14 protein-coding genes are annotated in these 23018 nt (G+C 63.5%); 1 reads left to right on the top strand and 13 read right to left on the bottom strand.

Features of this window, described 5'->3' with window-relative positions; all coding sequences use genetic code 11:
* Nucleotides 1-368 precede the first annotated feature (368 nt).
* The 12 genes from J3L12_RS10855 to pyrR form a co-directional block, all read right to left on the bottom strand.
* Nucleotides 369-1349, bottom strand: coding sequence for a folate-binding protein YgfZ (locus tag J3L12_RS10855; RefSeq protein ID WP_208015077.1), 981 nt, complete (start codon nt 1347-1349; stop codon nt 369-371).
* Between the two features lie 44 nt (nt 1350-1393).
* Nucleotides 1394-1618 (bottom strand): hypothetical protein, encoded by a 225-nt coding sequence (locus tag J3L12_RS10850; protein WP_208015076.1) that lies wholly within the window; start codon nt 1616-1618, stop codon nt 1394-1396.
* Nucleotides 1619-1775: 157 nt separating this feature from the next.
* Nucleotides 1776-5120 (bottom strand): DUF11 domain-containing protein, encoded by a 3345-nt coding sequence (locus J3L12_RS10845; RefSeq protein ID WP_347708883.1) that lies wholly within the window; start codon nt 5118-5120, stop codon nt 1776-1778.
* A 56-nt stretch (nt 5121-5176) separates the two neighbouring features.
* Nucleotides 5177-10732 carry a DUF11 domain-containing protein gene (locus tag J3L12_RS10840; RefSeq protein WP_208015074.1) on the bottom strand — a complete coding sequence of 1852 codons (5556 nt, stop codon included), beginning with the start codon at nt 10730-10732 and terminating at the stop codon, nt 5177-5179.
* Nucleotides 10729-13431, bottom strand: a complete 2703-nt coding sequence (locus J3L12_RS10835) for a DUF11 domain-containing protein (RefSeq protein WP_208015073.1) — start codon at nt 13429-13431, stop codon at nt 10729-10731. Before J3L12_RS10835 ends, J3L12_RS10840 begins: the two co-directional genes overlap by 4 nt.
* A gap of 134 nt (nt 13432-13565) precedes the next feature.
* Nucleotides 13566-16262: a DUF11 domain-containing protein gene (locus tag J3L12_RS10830; protein WP_208015072.1), complete on the bottom strand. Its 2697-nt coding sequence runs from the start codon at nt 16260-16262 to the stop codon at nt 13566-13568.
* A 15-nt stretch (nt 16263-16277) separates the two neighbouring features.
* Nucleotides 16278-16790, bottom strand: coding sequence for a hypothetical protein (locus J3L12_RS10825; protein ID WP_243455160.1), 513 nt, complete (start codon nt 16788-16790; stop codon nt 16278-16280).
* A 195-nt stretch (nt 16791-16985) separates the two neighbouring features.
* Complete coding sequence (locus J3L12_RS10820) at nt 16986-17666, bottom strand: response regulator transcription factor (RefSeq protein ID WP_208015070.1); 681 nt, start codon at nt 17664-17666, stop codon at nt 16986-16988.
* A gap of 124 nt (nt 17667-17790) precedes the next feature.
* A complete protein-coding gene (locus J3L12_RS10815; RefSeq protein ID WP_243455159.1) occupies nt 17791-18273 on the bottom strand; it encodes a hypothetical protein in 483 nt (160 codons plus the stop codon).
* Between the two features lie 19 nt (nt 18274-18292).
* Nucleotides 18293-19609 carry a dihydroorotase gene (locus J3L12_RS10810; RefSeq protein WP_208015069.1) on the bottom strand — a complete coding sequence of 439 codons (1317 nt, stop codon included), beginning with the start codon at nt 19607-19609 and terminating at the stop codon, nt 18293-18295.
* Between the two features lie 64 nt (nt 19610-19673).
* A complete protein-coding gene (locus tag J3L12_RS10805) occupies nt 19674-20609 on the bottom strand; it encodes an aspartate carbamoyltransferase catalytic subunit (RefSeq protein ID WP_208015068.1) in 936 nt (311 codons plus the stop codon).
* Nucleotides 20606-21151, bottom strand: coding sequence for a bifunctional pyr operon transcriptional regulator/uracil phosphoribosyltransferase PyrR (gene pyrR, locus J3L12_RS10800; protein WP_208015067.1), 546 nt, complete (start codon nt 21149-21151; stop codon nt 20606-20608). Before pyrR ends, J3L12_RS10805 begins: the two co-directional genes overlap by 4 nt.
* 183 nt (nt 21152-21334) lie before the next feature.
* Here pyrR and J3L12_RS10795 point away from each other — a divergent pair, with 183 nt between their 5' ends.
* Nucleotides 21335-21910 (top strand): Uma2 family endonuclease, encoded by a 576-nt coding sequence (locus J3L12_RS10795; RefSeq protein WP_208015066.1) that lies wholly within the window; start codon nt 21335-21337, stop codon nt 21908-21910.
* Nucleotides 21911-22202: 292 nt separating this feature from the next.
* On the opposite strand, the gene J3L12_RS10790 is transcribed toward J3L12_RS10795, so the two are convergent.
* Complete coding sequence (locus J3L12_RS10790; protein WP_208015065.1) at nt 22203-22946, bottom strand: META domain-containing protein; 744 nt, start codon at nt 22944-22946, stop codon at nt 22203-22205.
* Nucleotides 22947-23018 lie beyond the last annotated feature (72 nt).

Raw genomic sequence — 23018 nt, 5'->3', positions numbered from 1 at the left:
TCCTGCGTACCATCATACGAACTGGGTCTGGGGTCGCAGGACATCTCCGCTTCCGAAATCTACCTTACGATCCAGAACCAGGTCTTGAGCCGCGCTACGGCAAGCCCCGCATGCCACCGGAGGTAGGGGGTTGGGGGTAGGGGCTAGAGACCTACCACACTTTCTTCGACACCCAAGGTGGAAGTGGACGGCAGGAGAGAGGTTGGTGTTTTCAAAGGCCTGTGCCCTATCCCCTAACCCCTGTTCCCCAGTCCATCGTTCTCATGACCGGTAACGTGTATAGACGAAGACAGTATTACATGCCTCAGGCTGGGTTTCACTGAGAGGAAAGCCTCTTAAGGCTTTCAGACAGGAGGACTCGCTTCCGGCTACTGCATGGGTAGTGCCGACACGGTGGCCGACCAGCCCTCAATTCGTACCTGATCGCCAGGGGCCAGCTCTTTACGCAACAAGGCCAGGGCGATGGCGCCCAGCTGGGGCGACTCGACGGCGGTGCCGACCCGACCAACCTGCTTGCCTTCGCGGAATACGGGGGCTCCAGAGGGGATTTCCTTCTGGCCCAGCAGGCCCATCAGCTGGTAGCGGGTGTTGCCCCGCGCCTCGAGCCTCGCCATAATTTCCTGCCCCAGGTAGCAGCCTTTCTTGTAGCTTACCCGGCCCTCCCAGCCAACCTCCTGCGGCAGCTCGCCCAGGGCCTCGGGCAGGTCGGGCTGGCCCCGCTCTACCCGCCAGATCTGCCAGGCTTCGCGGCCTACCGGGGTGGCCCCATTTTCCAGCAGCTTTTTGGCTAACAGCGGCCCTTGATCGGCGCTAACAAAAAGCCAGAGGCCCAGCTCATCGCGGGTTATCACCAGGGCTTCAGTCTTGTTTATCCCCCAGCGAGGGGGCAGGGGGCCCAGCCGCCCGGCGATTTCCTCGGCCCTGGAGCCTTGCAGGCGCAGGGTGAGCCAGCCCTCGAGCTCCCGCACCGCTACCTGATCGAACACGATGTACTTGCGAAAACGGTTGGCAAGGCCTTTGGCGCTGGGGGAACTAATCCAGAAAGACTCGCCCAGGTGGAGCACCAGGCCAATGTGTTCGATCTGGCCCCTGGCGTTCAGAAATACCGTCTCGAGCCAGCTCCCTTCAGGCATCCGGCGGATGTCGGAGGTGCACTGATTATGCAAAAAATCGCGCCGGTCGGCGCCTTTTAGCTCTACCAGCCCATATTCGGAGAAGTCGAGCAGGGCTGCGCCGTACCGGAGGGCCTCGAGTTCGGCCTCGACTTCACCGTAGCTCCACGGAATCTCTTGCTCACCCTGGGCATGCCAGGCCACCCCTAACGATTCGTGCAGAACTCGCAACGACATATGCTTAAGTTTAGCCTCCTCGAGGCTTAACAACCTTATGGCTACTACAAAACTCTGCGAGCCAACGCGATCTCCCGCGCCCCATTGATTACGTCAGACCAGATATCTTGTAACAAACTGACTTGATCGGGCGAATACCCTTCAAAAAAACCCGAATCCCGGCGCACTTCGGCAATCACAGCGTCACGCTCCTCGAGGCTCTCAGATAAGGCGGCCTGGGTAAGAAAGGAACGGGCTTGTTCGAACGTGCGTTTTACGGCGACCTCCATACTGCGGCTATCTGAGTCGTTGGTGAAGTGCGCCAGCGAATCTTGAGGCCACCTCGATTGTTGTCACCTCTCCACCGACTCGTTTCACCTAAAAACCTACCTCTGAAGAGCGCTACAGTTTTATCGCCGAATGGTGACGGGCAGACCTAATCAGACATTACTTTACCTGAACCCGGTACAGGAAGTAACCCCCCTGCCCAGGAAGGAGGGCCGGTGCGGTACCGCTGCCACTGGGGTGGGGGGCCGTGCTGAGCGGGCATAGCGAGGCCAGGTTGAGGCTGATGTTGGTTGCGGGGCCCAGATTGGGGTATACCAGCGAGCCATTTGGGCAGGCCAGTTCTACCTCGCCGCTGCCTCCATAAGCGTTCTGTACCAGGTCGGTGAAGAAGGGGATGGGGTCGGCCAGCACCACGCTAAAGATGGGCTGGCTGCCAATGTTCCGATAAGCAATGCGGTACTCGAGTACCTCGCCCGGCCGCCCCTGCCCGTTAGCTGCAAAGGGACTACCCGTGCTCACGTTGCGAACCTCCTTGAGCAGTTGCAGCCCCCCCGCCGAAACCACAGTGGTGGTGTCGAAAACCCGCCGGTTGTCGGTAATAGCCGGGTTGTTTGCCCACCCCAGGACGGCCTGAAGCTGGGCCATGTCCACCCGCCCCGCCGGCAGACCCGCCGGAACCACTACCTGCAACTCGAGGGCGCAGGCCCGCAAGCTGCCGTCGGTTTCACGCGGCCAGGTGGCGTCCACCGTGAAGCTCTGCGGCAAAGGCTGGAAGCCCTCGCCGGGGTCGGCAAAATCGCCATCGCAGTTCACGTCGCGGCGCAGGGCGTAGGTGTAGCTGCCCCCGCTCTGGATAAGGTTTACCGTGCCCAGGGTGCCCGGACGGTACAGGTGACCGTAGGTAATTGTACCGGGGCTGGGCGACTGCCCCGACTGATCCGGGCTCAGACGGCTATCGCGTACCACCCCAAAGTTGTAGCCTTCGTAATACTGCCCAGGGCTAAAGCCGCTGATGGTTCGGCTCGCTGCGGCAGCGCTGCCGTAGCTGGTGGCCAGACTCACGCTGGCCCCGCCCACGTTGCTTCCGGTAGCGGGCTGCTGAGGGTGGCTCAGGGTAACGGTAGAACCAAAGCTGGCCGGGATAAACAGCGTATAAGCGCCGCCGGCATCGGTAGTAACGCTCTTGCTATTGGTTCCATCTGAGGCCGATACCAAGACATTGGGAATGCCAGGCTCCCCCCCGTTTTGCCGCGCGTCGTTGGCGGTTCCGCTGCTCAGGCCATCGTCGTAGAAAACCGTGCCGCGAATGCGCGAACCGTTGAACAGGCCAAAGTCCTGGTCGGAAATGGAACTGCTGCCCATATTGATGGGGCGTGAGCCTGCCGGGTTGATGAAGAGCCACCCGGTAGGAGCCGTTGGGGTAGTGCTACTGGGAGTGGTAGAGACTACCAAGGTATAGCTGCCGGGGGCCACAGCGCTGAAGGTGTAGGCACCACTTCCAGCGCTTACCGCTACCGACTGCACCACACTGCTTCCCTGTACCAGGTTCACATATACGGTGGGGCCAGTCCAGGTCTCGTCCGGTTCACGCAGTCCGTTGGGTTGTGAATCGGCGTAGATCCGGCCCGATAAGCTGGCCCCCAGGATGGTGAGCGTTGCGGTGGCCGGGGCGGTGCTGTTGCCCAGGTTGGTTTGCAGGGCTCCGGCGTTCAAGGTGTTGGTGTAGCTCCCAGGAGTGCTGCCCGTAACGTTCACGCTGATTGTGCAGGTGCTGTTTGCGGGTATCTGTGCCCCGCTGCTAAGGGTGACCGAGGTGCTGCCAGGATTGGCTGTGAGGGTTCCGCCCGTGCAGGTGGTGGTGGCAGCGGGCGGACTGGCTACCGTCAGGCCCGAAGGCAAATTGTCCACCAGAGCCGCCGTAAGCGTGGCGGTTTGAGCATTGGGGTTGGAAAGGGTGATGGTGAGCGTGCTGGGGTTGCCGATGGGAATGCTAGCGGGGCCGAAGGCCTTACTGATGCTGGGTGGGGTGGGAACAGTAGTGCTGACATTGGCGCTGGCGGTCTGGTTGAAGGCTGTGCCCAGGGTCTGGGCGTTGTAACTGACCTGAGCGGTGTTGGTAATGGTTTGACCGGCTGCGCTGGGCAGCACCTGCACCCTGAAGCGCACGCTGGCTCCCTGAGTGGGCAGGATGAGCCCTCCCTGGCTGGCGTTGGCGCCGGTTCCCAGCCGGAAGCGTACGCAAGGGGGGCTGCCCGACAGCTCGCTGCAAGAGGGGCTGTACTCGGCAATATCGTCCCCGGCAGCATCGCTAAAGGTGCCGGTGGGTGCGCTGGGGGCGTTGGAGATCACCTGCAGGCTGCCCGGCACATACTGGGTGCCAGTGGGAATGGGGTCTCGCACGACAACGTTAGTAGCACCATCCTGGCCGGTGTTGGTGAAGCTCACCGTGTATTCCAGAATGTCCCCTATGAGTACGTTGCCCCCATTAAGGTCAGCTACGCTTTTGGTAAAGGTGGAAGTGAGGTCGGGGGCATAGATGTTGACGGCAAAGGTGAGCACCTGTGGGAAATAGGTATCCCCCGTAGAGGTGAACTGCAAGTCTACCGAGGTGGTGTTGTTGGGCAGGCTGTTGTACTGCACGATGTCGGCGTCCAGAGCAAGCTGATTGATGTAGTCCGGGGACTTGGCGCTGTAACGGGTGTCCAAAGCGCTGATGCTGGAGTTAAAGAAGTTGTTGCTGGGGTTTTGTGTGTCCGACAGGCTTGTCCAGGTGGGGCTACCGGTTGGGCGAATCTGAAACTGGTCGCCGTTAATACCCCCATCCCCTTCCCAGGCCACCGCGCCCACGCGGGCCTGCACCGTGCCCACCGCAGGCGTGAGCAGCCCGGAAACGGTTTGGGTGACATTATTGCCACTGCTGACCACAGCCAGCCCATGCGAAACAGTCAGGCGGCGTAGGGGCTCAGAGGAGTGTTGGTAGACTACCACCAAACTCCAGCCAGCGTAGAAACCCAGCCCGTCGTTGCCTGTGAGGGCGGTAATATCGCCTACCCAGTAATCACCTGCTCCGGCACTTTGTACCAGGCTGGTCACGTTTGCAAAGGCCGCATAAGGGCGGCTGGCGGCGGCCCCTTGCGTTGTGATGGTTTCTATCCAGTCTGCGGTTAGGGTCTGGTAGCCGCTGCTGCCGGGAGGCCGCCAACGAATCTGGTTTCGTGTGGTTGTGCTCGGATTGGCACGAGCCCCCCAGTACAGCCCGGCAAAGAGCACCTGGGCTCCACTCGGTAGGCTCAGGGCCGCTCGAGAGGAATTAGATGTGGACGAGTCTGTGTCGAAATCGACAAATGCGGTCTGTAGGTTATTGTTTTGACTTGTGTTGTTGGTGTTGCAGCTTGGCGGATTGGTGGGGGTGACCGTGCTCGATCCACAGGTCATCAGGGTGTTACCCAGAATTCTGATATCCCCGGTGGTGTTGGAGTTGAATACCGTAGCAAAACTACGCACGACCTGGGCGTGAGCTAGGCTTAGAGCAAGTATTAGGCAGAATAAAAGGAGCTTCTTCATCGGCTACCCCCTAAGAAGTCCAGCCGAAGGTAGAAGCCGGGCGCGGTGTCGGGGGTCAGGCCCACAAAGCCGCCCAGGGTGTAGCCGACATTGAACCACAGGCCCTCCACCAAGCGGAAGCTGGCCTCGAGCGAAAACGCCGTGGCGCTGCTTTGGGTGCCGGGTTGGAGCTGGTAGTAGGCGGCGGCCCCCAGACCCAGCCAGTCGGTGAGGTAGTAGTTGCCGCCCAGGCCCAGCTGGTAGGTGTGGCCGGCGGGGTCGTCGAGCTTGAGGCGGTAGGCCAGGCTGGGGCGGAGCTGGAAGCTCAGGCTGGGGTGGTAGCTGGTGGCCAGGGCCCCCTCGAGGGTGGGCTCGCTCCCGCTATTCAGGCGGTGGTAGGTGAGCAGCGAGACCTCGCGCCCGCGCAGCGCATAGGCCAGGGTAAAGCGGCCCAGGAGGGCGGGGGCAAGTTGGTAGTTGGCGTCCAGCGAGAGGGTCTGCTGGGCATCGAGCTGCCCGGTGGCCCCGGCCCGCAACACCACCTTTGGCTGACCTGCGGCCCAGGCGGTCTCGGCGCCCAGGGTGGCGCTAAACTGCTCGGCCTGGTAGCGCAGGGCCAGGCCAAAGGCCAGCTGGTTGCTGCCGGTGGAAAAGCTGCGCTCGTAGCCCGCGCTGGCGTTCAGGCTCCAGCGCTCGGAGAGGGGGAAGGGCGCTTCCAGCCCAAAGCGGGCCCGGTTGCCTTCCCCTGCCGCGCCGGGCAACTGGTAGGCAAGGGAAAGGTTGGCGCCGCCCAGTTTTTGCTTGAGCCCCAGGCTCCCCGAGAAGCCCAGGCCCCAGGTCTGGGTCAGGTCGGCCTCGGCGCTCAGGTTGGCGTCGAAGGCATAGGTGCTCCGCAGGCGGGTGGCGGCGCTATGGGTCAGGCTGAAGGGCTGGGCGTGGGTCAGCTCGGTGTTCAGGGCCCCGCTGCTGAAGCCCAGCCGCCCCAGGCCCAGCAGGGTGGCGGTCTCCCAGGTGTAGCCCAGCCCGCCCCCCACCGAGAAGGCGGGGTTCAGGCGGCGGGTATAGAGCAGGCCGGTCTGGTTGGTTTCGGTGGTCTGGTGCTCGAGCGAAATCCGATCGGCCTCGCTCAGGTTGTAGGCCACCTGGGCCTGGCCCTGGAACTTGCCCTGGTAGGTCAGGTTGGCGCTGGACTCCAGGGGGCCGTTCTTGCCGGAGAGCTCGAGACCCAGCCGCTCGAAGCTGCCCCGGCTGTAGGCAGCCCGGAGGCCAAACCCCGGTATCTGGTAGGCGGCTTCGGCCCCGTAGCGCCAGCCACTGCCGGGCAGGTACGCGGCCCCCGCCCCAATACTGAAATCGCCCACCCGCCAGCGCACCCCGGCCCCGTAGCCAAATTCGCGGGCACCGCCCAGCGGGGCATACGCCACCCGCAGGCGCACCGGCTGGAAGTCGGGGCTGCTCGGCCACAGCGGCTCCGAGAGGGTCAGGGTGCCGCTGGCGGCGTCCAGCACATAGTCCTTGAGGCGCTCGAGGGGCTTTTCGCTGGCCCCCACCAAAAGCACCACCTGCTCGCTGCCCGGTTCGGCGGGCCCACTGAGCCGGTAGAAGCGCGTGCCATCCGGCACGATCAGGTCGGTTTTGCTGCCCACGGGCAGCCAGCCCGCAAAGCCTTGCAGGGCCAGATCGTCGCGGGTTTCGATGCGCAGGGCGGTGCCCTGTGGCAGTTCGCCCACCCCGAATACACTCAGCCGGTCGGCAAAATAGCCCAGGCTAAAGCCTTCCTGGTCGTAGCGCAGGGCTACCGGATCCTCGGAGCGCAGGGGCCACTGGGCTTCGTTGCCCGCCCCCGTGAGCGGGAAGCGTCCGGTGGGGTCAGGCAGGTCGCGCAGGCCGCTTTCCACTGCGGGCTGGCCCTGGTTAAAGCGCAGCGAGCCATCCAGGGCGGCCCGCAGGGTGCCGGCGGCAAAGGGGCTTTCCAGGTAGCCGCGCCCCAGGCCAAACACCTGGATGCTCTCGCCAAACCGGGCCCCCACACTGCCCTGGAACTGCCACAGCCGGTTCTGGCGGCCTAGCACGAAGAACTCGGCCTGACCCTCCACGTCGCCATAGGCCAGCCGCAGGCGCAGGGGGGTGGGGGTGGCGGTGGGTTTGAGCCGCAGAACTGCCTGCCCATCCCGCAGCAGCAACTGGTAGCCGGACAGGAGCGGGAAGGCGTCGGGCTCGAGGGGCTCGCTCGAGGTCTCCACCGTGACCGCGCCAAAGCCACTCGGCAGGCCTAGGGCGTCCAGGGCCCGTATCTCTAACTCCAGCGGCGTCCGTCCATCGGCCAAAAGGCGCAGGGGCCGCACCTCCAGCCGGGTGGGGCTGCCTGCCAGGAAGACCTCCACCCGGTCGGAGCCCGCGGCGGTTTGCACCTCTATCAGGTTGCGCCCAGGTTGCAGCGGCAGGCCGTAGTATTCCAGGCGCTGGAGGCCCCTGCCGCTATCGTAGGTGGCCTGGCCCAGGTTTTTGGCGTCTATGGGCTGGCCGTTCAGGGTCAGGCGGGTCTCGAGGCCCAGGGGGGTTTGCAGCACCACCCGGGTCTTGTCCACCCGGAAAAGGGTACCGGGCAGGGGTTCTTGAATGAAGCCCTCGCGGGTCTGGGCCTCCAGGGGCCGGGCTTTTTCGAAGCTGGCAAAGGTCTGCTGGCCTTGCAAGTACACCTCCTGGTCGGCGATGCGCAGGGTCAGGGTGGGTTCGGCCACCGGCCCCAGGGCCTCGCGGTGGCGCAGCTGGTAGGAGAGCACCCCCTGGGTCTGGTAGGGCAGTTCAAAGTACAGGCGGCCTGCGTCGTCTACCCTGGGGTCGGGTAGGGGCCGGCCATCCAGCCGGGCCGAACCCGGCTCGTAGGCAGTCTGGGTGGGGGGTTGGTGGGTCAGCAGCAGGCGCTCCCCGGCGGTGGTGTTCCGAACGTTGAACTCAAGGTACACGGTGGAAAGGCGCAGGGGCTCCAGGATGGGTAGCGCGGTCAGAACGGCCTTGGTGGGGAAGGAGGCCGGGACTCCATTAACAAACGCCGTGACCTGGTTTTCCAGCAGCCCCACCCGGCCCGCCTCGGCCTCGAGCCGCAGTTCGCGCACCTCCCTGGCCTGCAGGGTAAAGCGCAGGTTGTCGGGCAGTTGCATTTTGAGGCCCTCGTCGGGAGACTCTTGCAGCTCGAGGGTTATGGCATGGTCGGTGGGGTTTTCCAGGCGCAGGGTAAAGGCCGCCGCGCCGCCCACCACCACCCGCGCCGGCTCGACGGTTTTTTCCAGGCGCAGCAGGGTGCGTCGGAGGCTGTCGGGTGCGCTCGGGTTGCCGCCGTTGGATACAAGCTGGGCCAGGAAGGCCCCCTCCGCCGGGGTGCCAAAGCGCACCTGGGCCCGGTAGATGTGGGTGGCGCTCTGGCCGGGGGCCAGTTCGCCGCTAAATTCGGGGGTTTGCGCCACCTCGAGCCACTCGGGATAGGTGTCGCGCAGGGTGTAGGTCAGGGGGGCCTGGCCGGTGTTGCGAACCACCAGCCGCACCTCCACCCCCTCTCCCGGCACCACCACGCGCTTGTCCAGCGAGCGCGAGAGCTCGGCCACCGGGCGCAGCACCTGCACCTCGGCGCGGGCCTCGGCCAGGGGTTCGTTGCGTTCATTGAGCAAACGGGCGGTGTTCGTAAGGGTGGGGGGTGCCTCGGGGGCTACCCGGGCGCGTACCTCGAGCACCCGTTCTTCGCCCGCCTGAAGCTCCAAGGTCTGGTCGAGCGGCATACCCTGCAACCCGGCGGCCAGGGGATCCTGCACCCGCACCCGGCCCGCCTCGTCGCCGGTGTTCTGTACCCGCAGGCGCCAGACGGCCTCGCTGCCTACTGCCGCACGGGGGGTAAGGGCTTCCTTGTGCAGGGTGAAGGTAGCGGGCTGGAGGACGCGCAGCCCGGTGCGGGCTTGCTGCTGCCAGGGGGCCAGTACCGCGCGCACCTCGAGCTCGCCCTTGCAAGTGGCCTGGGCCGGCACCTGCAACACGGCCTCACGGCCCTGGGCCACGGGCGCGCTCAGGCGGGTCGCGCCCAGGGCTTCCAGGCAGGGGGGTAGCAGGAGCTCGAGGTCGGCGGGCAGCAGGCGCGGGAAAGCCGTGCGGACGCGGGCCGTCAGGGTGGTCTGTTCGCCCACCCGCAGGGTGGTGGGGGTGGCTTCCAGGCTGAGCTCTACTTCCGGGTAAACCAAAAAGCGCACCCGCCGGGTCTGGCCGCCCTCGAGCTGCACCGACGCAGGCCCCACCACGCGAGCGCCGTTCAGTTGAGGGGTGAGCTTGAAACTGCCGGGGGGTAGCTGCAGGCTCGCCCTTCCCTGGTTCAGGGTTATCTCCTGTTCGCCCACCTGCACCTTCAGGTTCAGGGGCTGTTCGCCCTCCGGCAGCACCAGCAGCGCCTCGAGCTCCAGGGTAGCAAGCGGCGGCGGAGGAGGAGCGATTTTTTCCAGGACAAAACGGGCCTGCCCTCCGGCACAGCCAAAGCGCACGCTCTGGGTACCCAGGCGTTCGCCGCCCTGTACCTCCAGCCGCGCCAGGCGGTAGCCCTCCGGTAGGGAAGGAAGGGTCAGGGTACGGATTTTGTCGCCCTCGGTGGCAAGGGGCACATTCAGGGGGCGGCCTTCGCCATCCACCACCAAAGCCGTAACCGGACGCGGGGCCACCACCCGGAAGGCGTTTTGCTCGACCTCCATACAGGCATCCACACGGAAGCCGATGGTGTTGGAGTACTGGGTGGCGGTTTTGGGTTGGCGGAAGCCAAAGGTAATCACCCCCGGTTGGCGGATGTCGTAGTAGGCCCAGCCCCGGTCGCCGGAGACCGGGCGCGGCTCCTGGCGCCCGTCCGGCAGCCGTACCCGGCCCTCCATCTCTTTGGCGCCGTCCTCGTCGTAGAAGCCTACGCGCAGGGGCAGCACCTCGGGGTTCACGTTCAGCACGAAGGGCTCGAGCCAGTCCTGGCCCTTGATGGTGGCGACCGAGAGGGGGTTGCCGATCTGAAACTGGCGCACATCGTAGAGTTGCAGGGTGGGGTCTACCAGCAGTTCGGCGGCCCCCGGCACGCTGGTCTGGATGCGGTAACGGAAGGCGTTCTTGCCCAGGCCCAGCAGGCGGCTGGAAAGCTGGTACACCCCAGGCTCAACCGGGCCTCGGAAGAACAGCACCCAGCGGTGGGGCTCCACCCGGTAGGTCTGCTGGGCCAGAACCTGCCCGTCGCGTGCCAGCACAAACTGCGCCACCATCTCGCCCTGGCCCCGGTCGTAGCGCTCGTCGCCGAGTTCTTCCTGGCCCCGCAGGGCGCGGCGGTAATCGCTGGGGTCGAAGCCGGGCGAGTAAATTTGCAGGTTCAGAAGGGTGGGTTTGTTCACCACCACGCTGGCCCGCAGCTCCTGAATCTCCCAGCCCAGCCGATCCCCCGGCACGATGCCCCGCAGATCGGTGCGGGTTTGGGCCAGGGCTATGCCGCCGAAAGCCCAGAGCCAAAAGCTCAGGGCCACCAGCACCCCAGGGTACAGGCTGCTCTTGCTGTGCCCCGTCCCCTTCATGGATACCTCCAGCGGGCCTGGGGGTCGGTCAGGAAGCCATCGGGCAGGTCGTAGGTGAGGGTCTGGGTGCCCTGGAACTGCTCAAACCGGAACACCCGTTCCCCGCCGCCGGGCAGCGGGTCGGTAAGGGTCAGCTCGTTAAGGGTTTCGGCGGAGCTCAGCACCAGTACCACCCGGAGGCCGCTCGGGAGCGGCAGCAGTTTCTTCTCCACCTTCAGCGGCCCAAACTCCAGGGTGGTCTCGCGTATAGCCCGAACCAGGCCGGTGGGGCGCTCGAGCGGGAAGTCGCTCACAGTCAGGCCCTCCACCCGCACCCGGTGACGGTAGCCGTCGCCCTGGGCTTCGGGGTGGGGGAGGGGCCGGAAGGGTGCCGAGGCGGCCTCGAGCATCACCTCAAACAGCCCCCCGGCCAGGTTGCGGAAGCTGTAGCGGCCCTCGCTATCGGTCAGGGTTTGCAGCCCATTGCTCAGGAGCACTCGAGCCCCCGGTAGCGGCACATCCAGGCCCGCCGTGTATAGGCCATCGCGGTTGGCGTCCAGAAAGACCCGCCCCAGCAAGCTGTGGAGTGGGGTGAACACCCCCTGCTGGAGCTGTACCACTGCCGAAGCCACCGCGTTGGCGACCGCCGCGTTGCTACCTGTGCTGCCGATGGCCTGGACGGTGTTCCGCAGCGTTGGGCCGGCCCCGGCCAGCACGCGCATTTTGTAGCTCAGCACCATGCGGGCGCCGGGGGTGAGGGTCAGGTTGTTCCAGACGAGCCGGCCCCCTTGCAGGAGGGGTTCGCCGGGGGTAGCGCTGCCGGGTACGTAGGCCAGGCCGGCATCCGGGGTGTCCTCGAGGCGCACCGAGAGGTCTACCCGGCCCACATTCACCAGCGTGAGGGTATAGGTCAGCAGGTCGCCCACGCTGGCCTGCCTGGGCTGCACCTGCTTTTCCAGCAGGAGCGCCGAGGCCAGCACGTTCAGGGTCACGGTGTTGGAAAAGAGCGGGCTGCTGATGGCCTCGGAGCGCAGGCTGAAGCGGTTGAGAATGGAGCTGTTATCGGGGGCACTGGGGCTCACGCGGGCCTCCAGGCTCAGGGTGCGGGTGCTGTTCGCCGCCAGGCTCAGGCTCCAGCGCACGGTGCGGCTCCCGGATAAATAGGTTCCGCCCCCGGAGGCCGAGATAAACTCCAGGTTCGCATCCAGTACGTCCTCCACAGTGACGTTCTCGAGGGCAATGGGCAGGGGGTTCTCGATTTCCAGGGTATAGACCACCCGCTCGCCGGGGGATACGGTGGGCCCCACGCTGCTGCTCTTGCGTAGAACTAGCTGAGAAAAGCTCAGCACCTGTACTTGGTTGGTGGTGGGGTCGGTGCTGCCCGTGGCTGTTGAGCGGGCTTGCAGGATGAACTCAAAAGGCGCTGTGCCCGCCGGTAAACCGGGCAGGCAGACCCTAAAGCTCAGGCTGGCTCCGGCAGGGAGCGTAATCGGAGTGGACAGATTGCTACCAAGCAAGGTCTGGTAACTCAGACTAATTCCGCTCGGCAGGCCGACTGCTTCCAACGTGTAGCTGTCGGCGGTGTTGCCCCCGTTGAGCAGGGTATGGGTAAAACAATAGGGCTGTCCGGCCAGCACCTGGGCGCTTTGCCGGTCGGCAGCCCCCACCGCCTGTGGATTGTTCAGAGGCCCCAGGGCCAGGGCGTACTGGGCGGCAATTCGCAGCTCCACGGAGCTCTGAGCGCTGCTGCTGGCCGACTCGGCGCTGACGATGTTGCGCCTGGGGCCTGCCAGCGCACCGGCTCCCACCCGCATGCGGAAGCTAAAGAGCGCTTCCTCGCCGGCCTCGAGGCCCTCCAGCACCAATCGGATTCCCCGTACCCCAGTTTCGCTGGTGTTCCAGGAGGTTCCATCGTAGTACTCGAGGCGCCCCTTGGCGGCGCTGGCCGAACCCGTCACGTAGGTCAGGTCGCGCAGCTCCGGGGTGTCCAGCAGATCGCTTACGTAAATAGGCCCGGCCGCATTTGCACTGCCCAGGTTCCAGACCCGGATGCTAAAACGTACCTCCTGCCCTTCCTGGGCCTCCGGCGTATCCACCGATTTGACCACATTGAGCGCCGGCCCAGTGCCAATGCTGACCCGGCTGTAGTTGTCGTTGTCGCGGGTGCCATCCGGGCAGGTGGCCACCGGGCCGATGTGCAGCTCGCCGGAGGCCGATAAAGGGGTTTGTAGTTCCAGAATCAGCCGGATTTCCTGGGCCGGGCCCAGGGTGACACTGCTGATTTCCACTTCCCCGGCATCCAGCCGGGCGTTGGCGTTGGCGTCGTGGTACAACCGCACCAAACTGGGCGCCCAGGGTGCGCTGTCCTGTATCCAGCCCAGGTTGAAGGTAAAGCTCTGGTTGCCGCTATTGCGAAGCAAATAGGCAAAATACGCGAACCCCCCTGCCGGAACCACTGCACGTTGAGCCGGAGAGCCCAGGGTTCCGTTTGGGGTCAGGGAGGGTGCGCACACTGCCTGCACCACGGTCTCGATTTCGTTCGACAGATAGACCTGCCCTCCTACAAGGGCCGTTGCCTGATTGCGGATAACCGTACCGGCGGGCGTGGCCCAGGCCAGGTGGAGCAGCAAAACCCACGCCAGCCCCCACCCCACCCGCAGGACTTTTTGGAGTGCGGCGGTCAGGGAGGTGTGAGTGCAAGAGGGCGCAGAAAAGTTCATCTGATGTTGTGAAACCTATTGAAAAAGTGGTGCGAGAGCCTATAGACAGTCCGCTCAGGGTCAATCATAGGCTCTCGCACGGTGTTTTCCGGGTTATTTATCCCACCCCCCTGTTTGGGGGGTGGGCGGGGGCCTTACTGCACCTGAACGCGGAAGACGATAGTAATGGTGGCTGAAGGTGGCATCAGGTCGGCGCTGCTGATGGTGCTATCGCCGTTGGTGTCCACTGCCACATAAATCGAGCTACCCGCGCCGAGGCTGGTGGGGGCGGTGGCGCTCCAGGTGGTTCCGTTGGTGGAGTAAAGCACCGTGCCGCCGCTGAAGCCGCTGATGGTGGCGCTCACGCTGACAAAGTTGGTGTAGGAAGGCAGCGGGTCGGTGATCACCACCTGCGAGAGGTTGCCCGTCCCGATGTTGCTGGCCACCACGGTGTACTCAATTACGTCACCGGGGAGCGCAGTCGCCGCGTTCGCGTCGCGTACGGTGCTGCTGGTGCCCACAAAGCTCACGCCGGTCTTGGTCAGACGCAGGTCGCCGCCGACCACGGTGGTGGTTTCGGTCACACTGTCGCTTGCGGTGGCGCTGCCGATTGTGCAGGTGGCCGTCAGAGTGTTGACATCGGTGCGCCCGATGGGCTGCCCGGCAGGGGTCAGCACCCGCACGTAGATGGTCTGGCTACCGCCGTTGGCCGCTACCGAGACTCCGCTCAGGCTGGCTGTCCAGGTGCTGCCGTCCAGCGAGTACTGATACGTCCAGCCGTGGCTGCCGCCATCGCCTGCGAGGCTGCACACCCCGCTCTGGTTGGAGTTGTTGACCAGGGTGTGGGTATAGGTGAGGGTGCCGGGGGTGGTGATGGTGCCGGTGCGAGGGGGCTCGAGGCTAATCTGGGCCACCAGGTTCACATCCACCGCGCCCCGGATGGTATCGCTCACGCTGCCCAGGGTGGTGCTGGTGATGGTGAATTGCACGTTGTCGCCGGTGACGGGGGTGGCGTCTACGGGTGCGGCGCCGGCAGGCACCTGTACCACCGCGATGTAGCAGCTGGTACTGCCATTGTTCAGCAGACCCGTTCCGCTTACAGGAGCTGGAAGCGGGACATCCATGCTGCCGTCGCAGTTGGTGTCGGGGTAGAAGGTTACCGTCCAGCCGGTTGGCAGTGAAGCAGTAAAGGTGTAGGAGTCGGCATTCTGGCCGGTGTTGCTCACCTCGAAGGGGAACTGAGCGGTGCCACCCGGGTTCACAGCCGGGTTGTAGCCTGCACGGCTATCGTTGGCAGGGTCAGGGCCTTCCCCGCCCGCTGCGCCGTTGGTGTTGTGGGCAGCATCCACGCCATAGCCCGAGACCACCGTGGTAACCGCCAGGGTGGTGGCGTCCACACCGTCGAGCAGGGTGGCCACACTACCGCTGGGGTTGCTGACCGAGGTGGCGGTCAGGGTTACGCTGCCACCGGTGGTCTGGCTGGCCGGGATGGCACAGCGTACCACTACCGTGTAGGTAGCACCCGCCGCCAGGGGGCCCACCGGGCCGGAGAGGGGGGTCACGCCGTCGGACTGGAACAGGGTGCAGACCCCAATCGTGCTGGTGCCCAGGCTCAGGGTAAAGCTATCGGGGGCATTGCCGGTGTTTTGCAGGGTGGAGTTGAAGCTCACGGTGCTGCCCGAGAAGGCCGAAGCCAAGGTCTGGGTATCGGCCCCGTCCACCGCGCTCGCGCCGGTGCCGCCGATGGCCACACTGAAGCGGCTGGCGGTGGTGTTGGTGGTGGTGTTGGAGGTGATGGTCTGGTTGGCCGTGCCGTTGTTGAACTGCACGGTCGCGCTGTTGGTGTAGGTGGTTCCGGCTGCCGAGGCCGTGGGTACCGTGGCCTGGAAGCTAAAGGTATAGGAAGCCGTCTGGGGGAAGAAGGCCCCGCTGCCGCTGATGAACATGCCTACCCGGTTGGTTCCGCTGGCGTTGCCGGTGAGGGGTAGGGGCGAGGTCGCCGTCCAGGTGGCGCCTCCGTTGGTGGAGTAGACGATCTGCACCGTGCCTGCGCCTGCGCTGCCGGTGGGTGCAGTGGATACGGTAAGGCCGTTCGGGATGGCGTCAGAGATGAGAATGCCGGTTCCGAGGCCGCTGACGCTCACGCCACTGGCCGCACTACCGCCCACATTCGAACCGCTGATGGTGTAGGTGATGCTGCTGCCAGGGTTCACACTACCGGCGGGGCTGGCCGACTTGGTTGCGGTGAGGGCGGCACTGGTGGTGGCGGTGGCCCGGGCCCAGTTGTTGGTGTCGGTCACGCTGGTGTTGCCTGCGGAGGTACCGCTCAGGTTGAGGTTGCCAAACTGGCCGTTGGTGGCCGAGGCCGGGATGGTTCCGGCCACAATCACACAGGCGCTGGCCCCGGGGGTGCCCTGGCGGGTCAGGTTCACACTGGTGATGGCCGTGGTTTCGCCAGGGTCAATGGTGCCGTTGCAGTTGGCGTCGAGGTAGATGGCCGTGCCGCTCAGGTCGAAGTTATCGCCCGTGTCTTGCACGGTGGTCAGGTTGATGGTATCAGAGCCGTTACCGGTATTGCTGACCGTGTAGCTGAAGTAAACAGGGGCGCCGGGGAGGGCGTTGCGGATCTGACCGGGAGTGGCCTGGGTGCCGTCGGGGGTGATGCTGAAGCTGTACACCTGCTGCACCACGGTGATGACCTGGTTAGAGGTGGTGGTACGGGCCTGGCCGGCCGAGTCAATGTAGCTGGCCGAGGCCTGGTTGGAGATGTTGGTTCCGGCCGGGGTCTGCTGGGCCAGCACGGCCCCAAACAGCACCAGCGCTGCAACCAATAGGGCGAAGAGTTTGTTCATTCCTGGGTTCCTCCTTTATCGCACAACGGTACGAAGTTTGAGCAAAACGGATTGCTTTGCGCCCAGCTCAGGCAAAACCCAGCGGGCATGGGTGTATTCTTCGGGTTTCACTTCGACTTCCTTCTCGACCTCCTTGCCGTTTTCCACCACCCTGACCTTCCGCTTGAGCGGGGGGCTGCCGTAGCTTTTGCCCCCGTCGAAGCTGAACTCTGCGGCCACCAGGGTTTCACCCAGCCGCAAGGGTTGAGCGCTCAGAGCCAGATAGGCGGTGTTGGCGGGAATAGGGATGATCAGGACAACCTGACGGAGGGGGTTGTCGGTGGTGTTCTGGGCGTTGAGCTGGTACTCGATGAGCTGGCCCGGTTTGGCGTCCAGGGCGGCCTCGAGCCTCTCCACCGTGCGTCCTTGTTCCTGCACGCTCAGAACCCGAAAAGCCTTCAAATCCAGCCGAATATCGTTACGAGACTGCGCCAGCGCAAAAGCCAGTAACAGCCCCAGGCTCAAAACCCACCATCGCTTCACACGCATGTTTCCTCCGAGGGGCATCTTGGCCTGCTAACCAGCCTTAATGCCTTCCTAAGATTCCGAGTATATTGAAAACTCTGTGGAGAAGTAGTGCAAAAAACCATATACCCCCACGGGGTGTTTTCAAAACTATTTCACAAGTGCTAAAAAGCACTTACAGCACGGTAGAAATAGACGTAACGCTCTTTTGAAAACAATCTATATTTTAGAACTATCTACCAGCCGGTATCCCTGTCCGAAAACGGTCTCGATGTAGCGGGGAGCTCTTGGGTCGTCGCCTAGCTTGCGCCGCAACAGGGCCACGTAGCTATCCACCACCCGTTCGTCTACCGCACTGCCGCGCTCGGCCCCCCAGACCCGCTGCAACAAGCGTTCTCGATTCCAGACCTCGCCGGGACTCTGAGCCAGGGTGAGCAGTAAATCGAGTTCGGTAGGGGACAGATCCAGCAAGCGCTCCCGTTTGAAAACTTGACGTCGCTTAACCACGATGCGCAAATCGGCCACACAAATCTCCTGCTCTGGACGCATACGTCTCAGCAAGGCTCGTACCCGGGCGACCATCTCCCGTATGCTCATGGGCTTGGTGAGGTAGTCGTCTGCGCCCAGCTCCAGAGCCCGCACCCGCATATCTTCTGCACCTTGAGCACTCACCACCAGGATGGGCAGCCTCCAGTCGGCTTCACGCAATTCCCGGATCACCTCGAGGCCCCCCAACCCCGGTAAACCTAGGTCGAGTACCATCAAGTCGGCTTGCGGCGCCATCTGCACCGCATCCAGGCCGTTGATGGCCAGCATGGTCAGGTACCCTTCGCGCTCGAGTGCAGCAGTGATGAGGTGTGCGAGTTGAGGATCGTCCTCAACAATCAATAAACGTTCCATATCTGCCCGGAGTATACCGTTTTCTCATTCATCCTTAATGAATAAGCTGTAGCGTCCGATGCTATACGGCCTGCGGCCTCCCAACCAGTTTGTCGGTGGCCCTCAGTCAGAGTGCCCCGCTCGACTAGGGTATAAGCGCTACTTTGGCAATCATATTGCGAAACTGTAGGGTTCCTGATGCGATGCCACCGGTATCCAGCCGTACCCCAATCCAGAGATTTCCGCTGTTGATGCCATTTTTGAGGCGATTACCGGAGAGTCGTAGTGGCTGAGTGGTTCCACTGGCAAAGCTCGCTGTGCCAGCCTGCTCAATGTGAGAAGCCCCTGGATTGCAAATGTAAACCCCACTGATCTTGTTAGTGCAGGGCTCGGTGTCGCTGGCAAAAAAGGTGAAGCTGGCCGAGGTCTGAGGAAAGGAAAGGGTGCCCTCGAGGGTTAGCTGGGTAAGTGCCACCGGGGGCTTATCGAAGTTGGCTTTTACAAAAGCCGCCTGACCCGTTTGAACCCCGGCAAAATCCACATCAAAATCCCGGATCGGCACCGAAAGCGGTGCATTGGTGCAACTTGTCAAAGCCAATAGCGTTAGCCAAAAAATCCATCGCATCATGGCACGAGTTTACCAGGGGTTATCTGTTTTCCTGTTGCAGGTAAACTATACAGCCCTCTACCAGCGTTACGGAGGGCCAGCCCCGCAGCACCCAGCCTGCCCAGGGGCTGTATTTGGCCTTGGAGGCAAAGGTGTGAGGCTCCACAGGGCGCTCTTCGCCAGGGCTCCACAGTACCAGACTGGCCTCGCCCCCCTCGATCAGGTGAACAGGGGAGAAGCCCAGAAGTCGCCTGGGGCCATCGGTAAAGCGTTCAATCAAGGTAGGCAGGGGGAACCCCCGTTTCCCCACCAGCTCGGTATAGAGCAGGGGCCAGCAGACCTCAATGTTGGGAATGCCAAAGGGTGCCCGCAGCATGTCCAGCTCTTTTTCGTCCTGCGTATGGGGGGCGTGGTCGGTGCCGATGCAGTCAATACTACCGTCCAGGAGCCCTTCCATCAGCGCCTCCACATCGGCCTGGGTTCGTAGCGGCGGGGCCACCTTGTAAATGGGGTTGAGGCTTTCCAGGTGCTCATCGGTCAGCGTCAGGTGATGCGGCCCGACCTCGGTGCTGACCGGCAGCCCCGCCTGCTTGGCCTGCCGAAGCAGTTCCAGCCCCCGGCGGGTGCTCAGATGCTGGATGTGCAACAAGCTTCGCCCTGGCTGAAGCCCCCTGGCGCCCGGCCCCTCCATCACATAGCGCAGAATTTCCAGGTCCCGGGCAATCCGCGCAGCTTCGGCATAGCCGGTGTTACCGGGCAGCCCCAGCCGAAACGAGACCGCTCCTTCGTTCATCACCCCGCCCCGGCGCAGCCCGGCATCCTCGGCGTGCACCGAGACCAGAAGCCCCCACGAAGCCGCGTACTGAAGGCCCTGGGCCAGCACGCCAGCATCTTCGTTGGTGCGGCCGTCGTCGGTGAGCATGACCGCCCCCGCCTCGCGGAGAAGCCGGGCTTCGCTTAGCACTTTGCCCTCCTGCCCCTGGGTGAGGGCTGCGGCGGGGTGGAGCCGGGCGCGTCCAAGCCGGGCGGCTTTTTCCTTCAGGGCCCGCACGATTTCGGCGCTATCCACCACGGGGGTGGTGTTGGGCATCGAGACCACGTCGGTGTAGCCCCCCCGGACAGCCGCCGCCAGGCCGCTTTGCAGGTCTTCCTTAACTTCTTGTCCGGGCTCGCGCAGGTGGGCGTGGGGGTCGAAAAACCCCGGCGACAAGACCTTGCCTGTTGCGTCCAGTACCGTTGAAGCCTCGCCACCGGAAAGCGAAAGAATGCGCCCCTCTCCAATCAACACGTCGGCCTGGCCATGCTCGCCGCGCCCGTCTACCAGTTTTGCGTTTTTGATCAGGATTTCACCCTTCATAAAGCTCCTTGTAGTTGTGTGCGGATGGCGTATGGTGAGCAAAAATTCTATGGGCTATTAGCTATCAGCCTTTTTTCCCCACCAGCAGGTGATACAGCACCGCCATCCGCACGGCCTGTCCGTTGGCGACCTGGCGCTCCACCAGGCTACGGGGAGAGTCGGCCAGGGTGCCTTCCAGCTCCACATCCCGGTTCATGGGGCCGGGGTGGAGCAGGGGGGCCCGAGGCGCTGCCCACTGCAGGCGCTCCTCGGTAATCTGGTAGCCCGCCACGTACTCCGGCAGCGAGGGCAGCAGGCCCTTGTCCATGCGTTCTTTTTGCAGCCGCAGCACCATTACGGCGTCGGCCTCGGCCAGTGCTGCCCGCAGGTCGGTGGTCAGGCTGGCCCCAGGCAAGCTACCGGGGAGCAAGGTGGCCGGGCCGCAGGCCACCACGCTCGCCCCCAGCATGGGCAGTAGCTCGGCGTTGGAGCGGGCCACGCGGGAGTGCAGGATGTCGCCCACAATGGCCACTTTTTTACCCTCCAGGCTGCCCAGCTTTTCGCGCAGGGTGAAGGCGTCCAGCAGGGCCTGGGTGGGGTGGGCCCGCCAGCCATCCCCGGCATTGATGATGGGTTTTTGCAGCCAAGCATAAGCCTGGTGGCAGACCCCTGCGGCATCTACCCGCAGAATGTAGGCGTCAATCCCCATCTGGTCGAGCGTCCGCAGGGTGTCCTTGTAGGTCTCGCCCTTGGTGGTGGAGCTCGTCGCACTGGCAAAGCTGACCACATCGGCAGATATGCGCCGGGCGGCCAGCTCAAAGGACAGGCGGGTGCGGGTGGAGGGCTCAAAAAAAACCGTGGCCACGGTAAAGCCGGTCAGGGCCGGTACTTTCTTGACCGGACGCGAGAGCACCTCCTGCATCATCTGGGCGGTTTCGAGGAGGCTCTCCACCTGGGTTCGGTTCCAGTCCCGGAAGTCCAGCAGGTGCTTGGGGAAGGCGGGGGTGGCCGACTGGCTCATGCGCCCTCCATTTCCCAAAGCTCTACGGCATCCTCGCCGTCGTCTTCCTGGGTTTTGACCTTAACCACTTCGCTCCTGGCGGTGGGCAGGTTTTTGCCCACAAAATCGGCCCGGATGGGCAGTTCGCGGTGTCCCCGATCCACCAGTACCGCCAGGTAGATGCGGCTGGGCCGGCCCAGGTCAATCAGGGCATCGAGGGCTGCCCTGGCCGTGCGCCCGGTGTAGAGTACGTCGTCTACCAGCACCACTGCTTTGCCATTCAGGTCGAAGGGGATGCGGGTCTCGCGCACCTTGGGTTGCAGCCCGATTTCGGTCAGGTCGTCGCGGTAGAGGGTAATGTCCAGAATGCCCATCGGAACCCGCTTGCCCTCAAACTTCTCGACCAGGTCCACCAGCCGCCGGGCCAGACTAATGCCCCGGGTATGAATCCCCACAAAGCAAAGCCCCTCGGTGCCCTTGTTTTTCTCGATGACCTCGTGGGCGATGCGGGTCAGGGCCCGGCGGACTTCCTCGTTGCTCAGAAGTTTGGACTTGAAGGTCATGGTTCCTCCGTGGGCAAAAAAACGCGCCCAAAACGGGCGCATAGCTCTGGTTTTTTGGCTTCGATAAGGTTCATTTTGTCTCCTTTCCGACCTCGCGGGATCGGGATTAAAGGCGCGGGACTGCTCCCAACCGATATGCTACGCTGGCGGGCAAGCGCCGTCAACAACTGCTAAACTGAGGGCATGCCCAAGGTCAAGGAAGCCACCCTGAATGACCTGATGAAAGAACCCGGCAAGGCCGAGCTGGTGGGTGGGGAGATTGTGCGTATGCCGCCGACCGGATTTCTACCTGGATTCGCTGCGATGCGGATTCTTTTTAGCTTACATGAGTACGCATTGGCGCACCGTAACGGCTATGCGGTGGGTGACAATGTGGGTTTTGCGGTAGATTTGCCCAGACGCAAGAGCTTCAGCCCCGATGCGGCCTACTATGTGGGCCCTCACTCGGGGATGAAGTTCCTGGAGGGGGCTCCGGTATTTGCTGTGGAAGTTCGGAGTGATGGCGATTACGGTAAGAAAGCCGAGCAGGAGATGGCCGAAAAACGCGCCGACTATTTTGCCGCGGGTACCCTGGTGGTCTGGGATGTGGACATGCTGGGAGTAGACGTGGTACGGGTCTACCGGGCCAGCGACCCCAGCCACCCGACCATATACCGCCGGGGTGATGTGGCTGAAGCCGAGCCTGCCGTGCCGGGTTGGCGGATGCCGGTGGAGGATTTGTTTCCTTACTATGTCAGTGGCAGTGAAAGTGAATCCTGACCAGGGCTTCTTAAGTCGCAGATATTTACTTACACCTTCTACATCCATGTTTCTTGGAGGGATTGACGTGGAGCTCCCTCCCTACATTGTAGGGAGGGTGGGGGAGGGTTTTGGATTGGGCCCCAAAACCATTGGCTGTACGAAGTCGCTGCTCAGCAACCCCACCTATCGCGCTCTTCACAGACGTTGCTGCCCATCCCGGCGGCCACAGTTCTGTCCAGGGCAGAGCTTTTTTGAAGTCGGGTGGCTCAAAATATGCCAAGAGCGCTCTAGATCAGGCGATTACTGACTATTAGCGGGACAGGTTAAACAGTATTTTTCCCTCTGCATCGTAAAGGGTGAGCCGCCGGCCCACAATGCGGAAGGTCTCGGCTTTTTCCAGGGCTTGTAGGAAGGCCGCTTCCTGGCTGGCGGTGGCCTCTTGGCAAGCCCGCCGGGTGCTGGCGGCGGGGCCTATCTTGAGGGAGAAACCCTCCTGGGTATAGCGGGCCGTGAACTGGTTGCAGCCGGTGTTACCCCCCACGCGGCCTGAACCAAAGTTCATGGTGGGCTGGGCACCTTCTACCACCGAGACAATAGCATTGCCGCGCTGGATGGCAGTTACCTTCCACTCGCCCAGGATGGCCTGGGGCCGGGCTTTGGCCAGGATCAAGAGGGTCTGGCCGTCCTGATTTCTCAGGCGCAGGGCGTTTCCTTCCAGGCTGAACCCCTGCACCTGTCCCAGGGCCTGCAAGTAGGCGCGCTCCAGACGGTTAATGGCTTCGTCGGGGCAGGCCATCATGGTTTGCATCAGGGGGCCAAAGCGCAGGGTGTTGCCCTCCAGGGTGTAGCTGCCCCCAAAGCTGTTGCAGCCGGACTGGCCTCCGACGCGGTTTTGGGCGAACTCGAGCGTCGCCCCCACCTCCGGACTCACCGGTACCATGTGCCCGCCCTGGGCATAGGCGGCCAGTGTCCAGCGGGTGTCCAGAAGGGGATTGTTCTGAGCCAGGGCCGTGCCCATCAACAGTGCCCAAAGCAGGGATAAAAGACGCTTCATGCTTCTCCTGCTTAGAGTCTAAATAATGGAAGTGTGCCCTGTATCCTAAAAGCATCAGGTACACTTAATCTT

This window comes from Meiothermus sp. CFH 77666, from assembly GCF_017497985.1.
Lineage (GTDB): Bacteria > Deinococcota > Deinococci > Deinococcales > Thermaceae > Meiothermus.
Note: the sequence above shows the minus strand (reverse complement) of the source record. Positions and strands in the feature narration are given on the sequence as shown.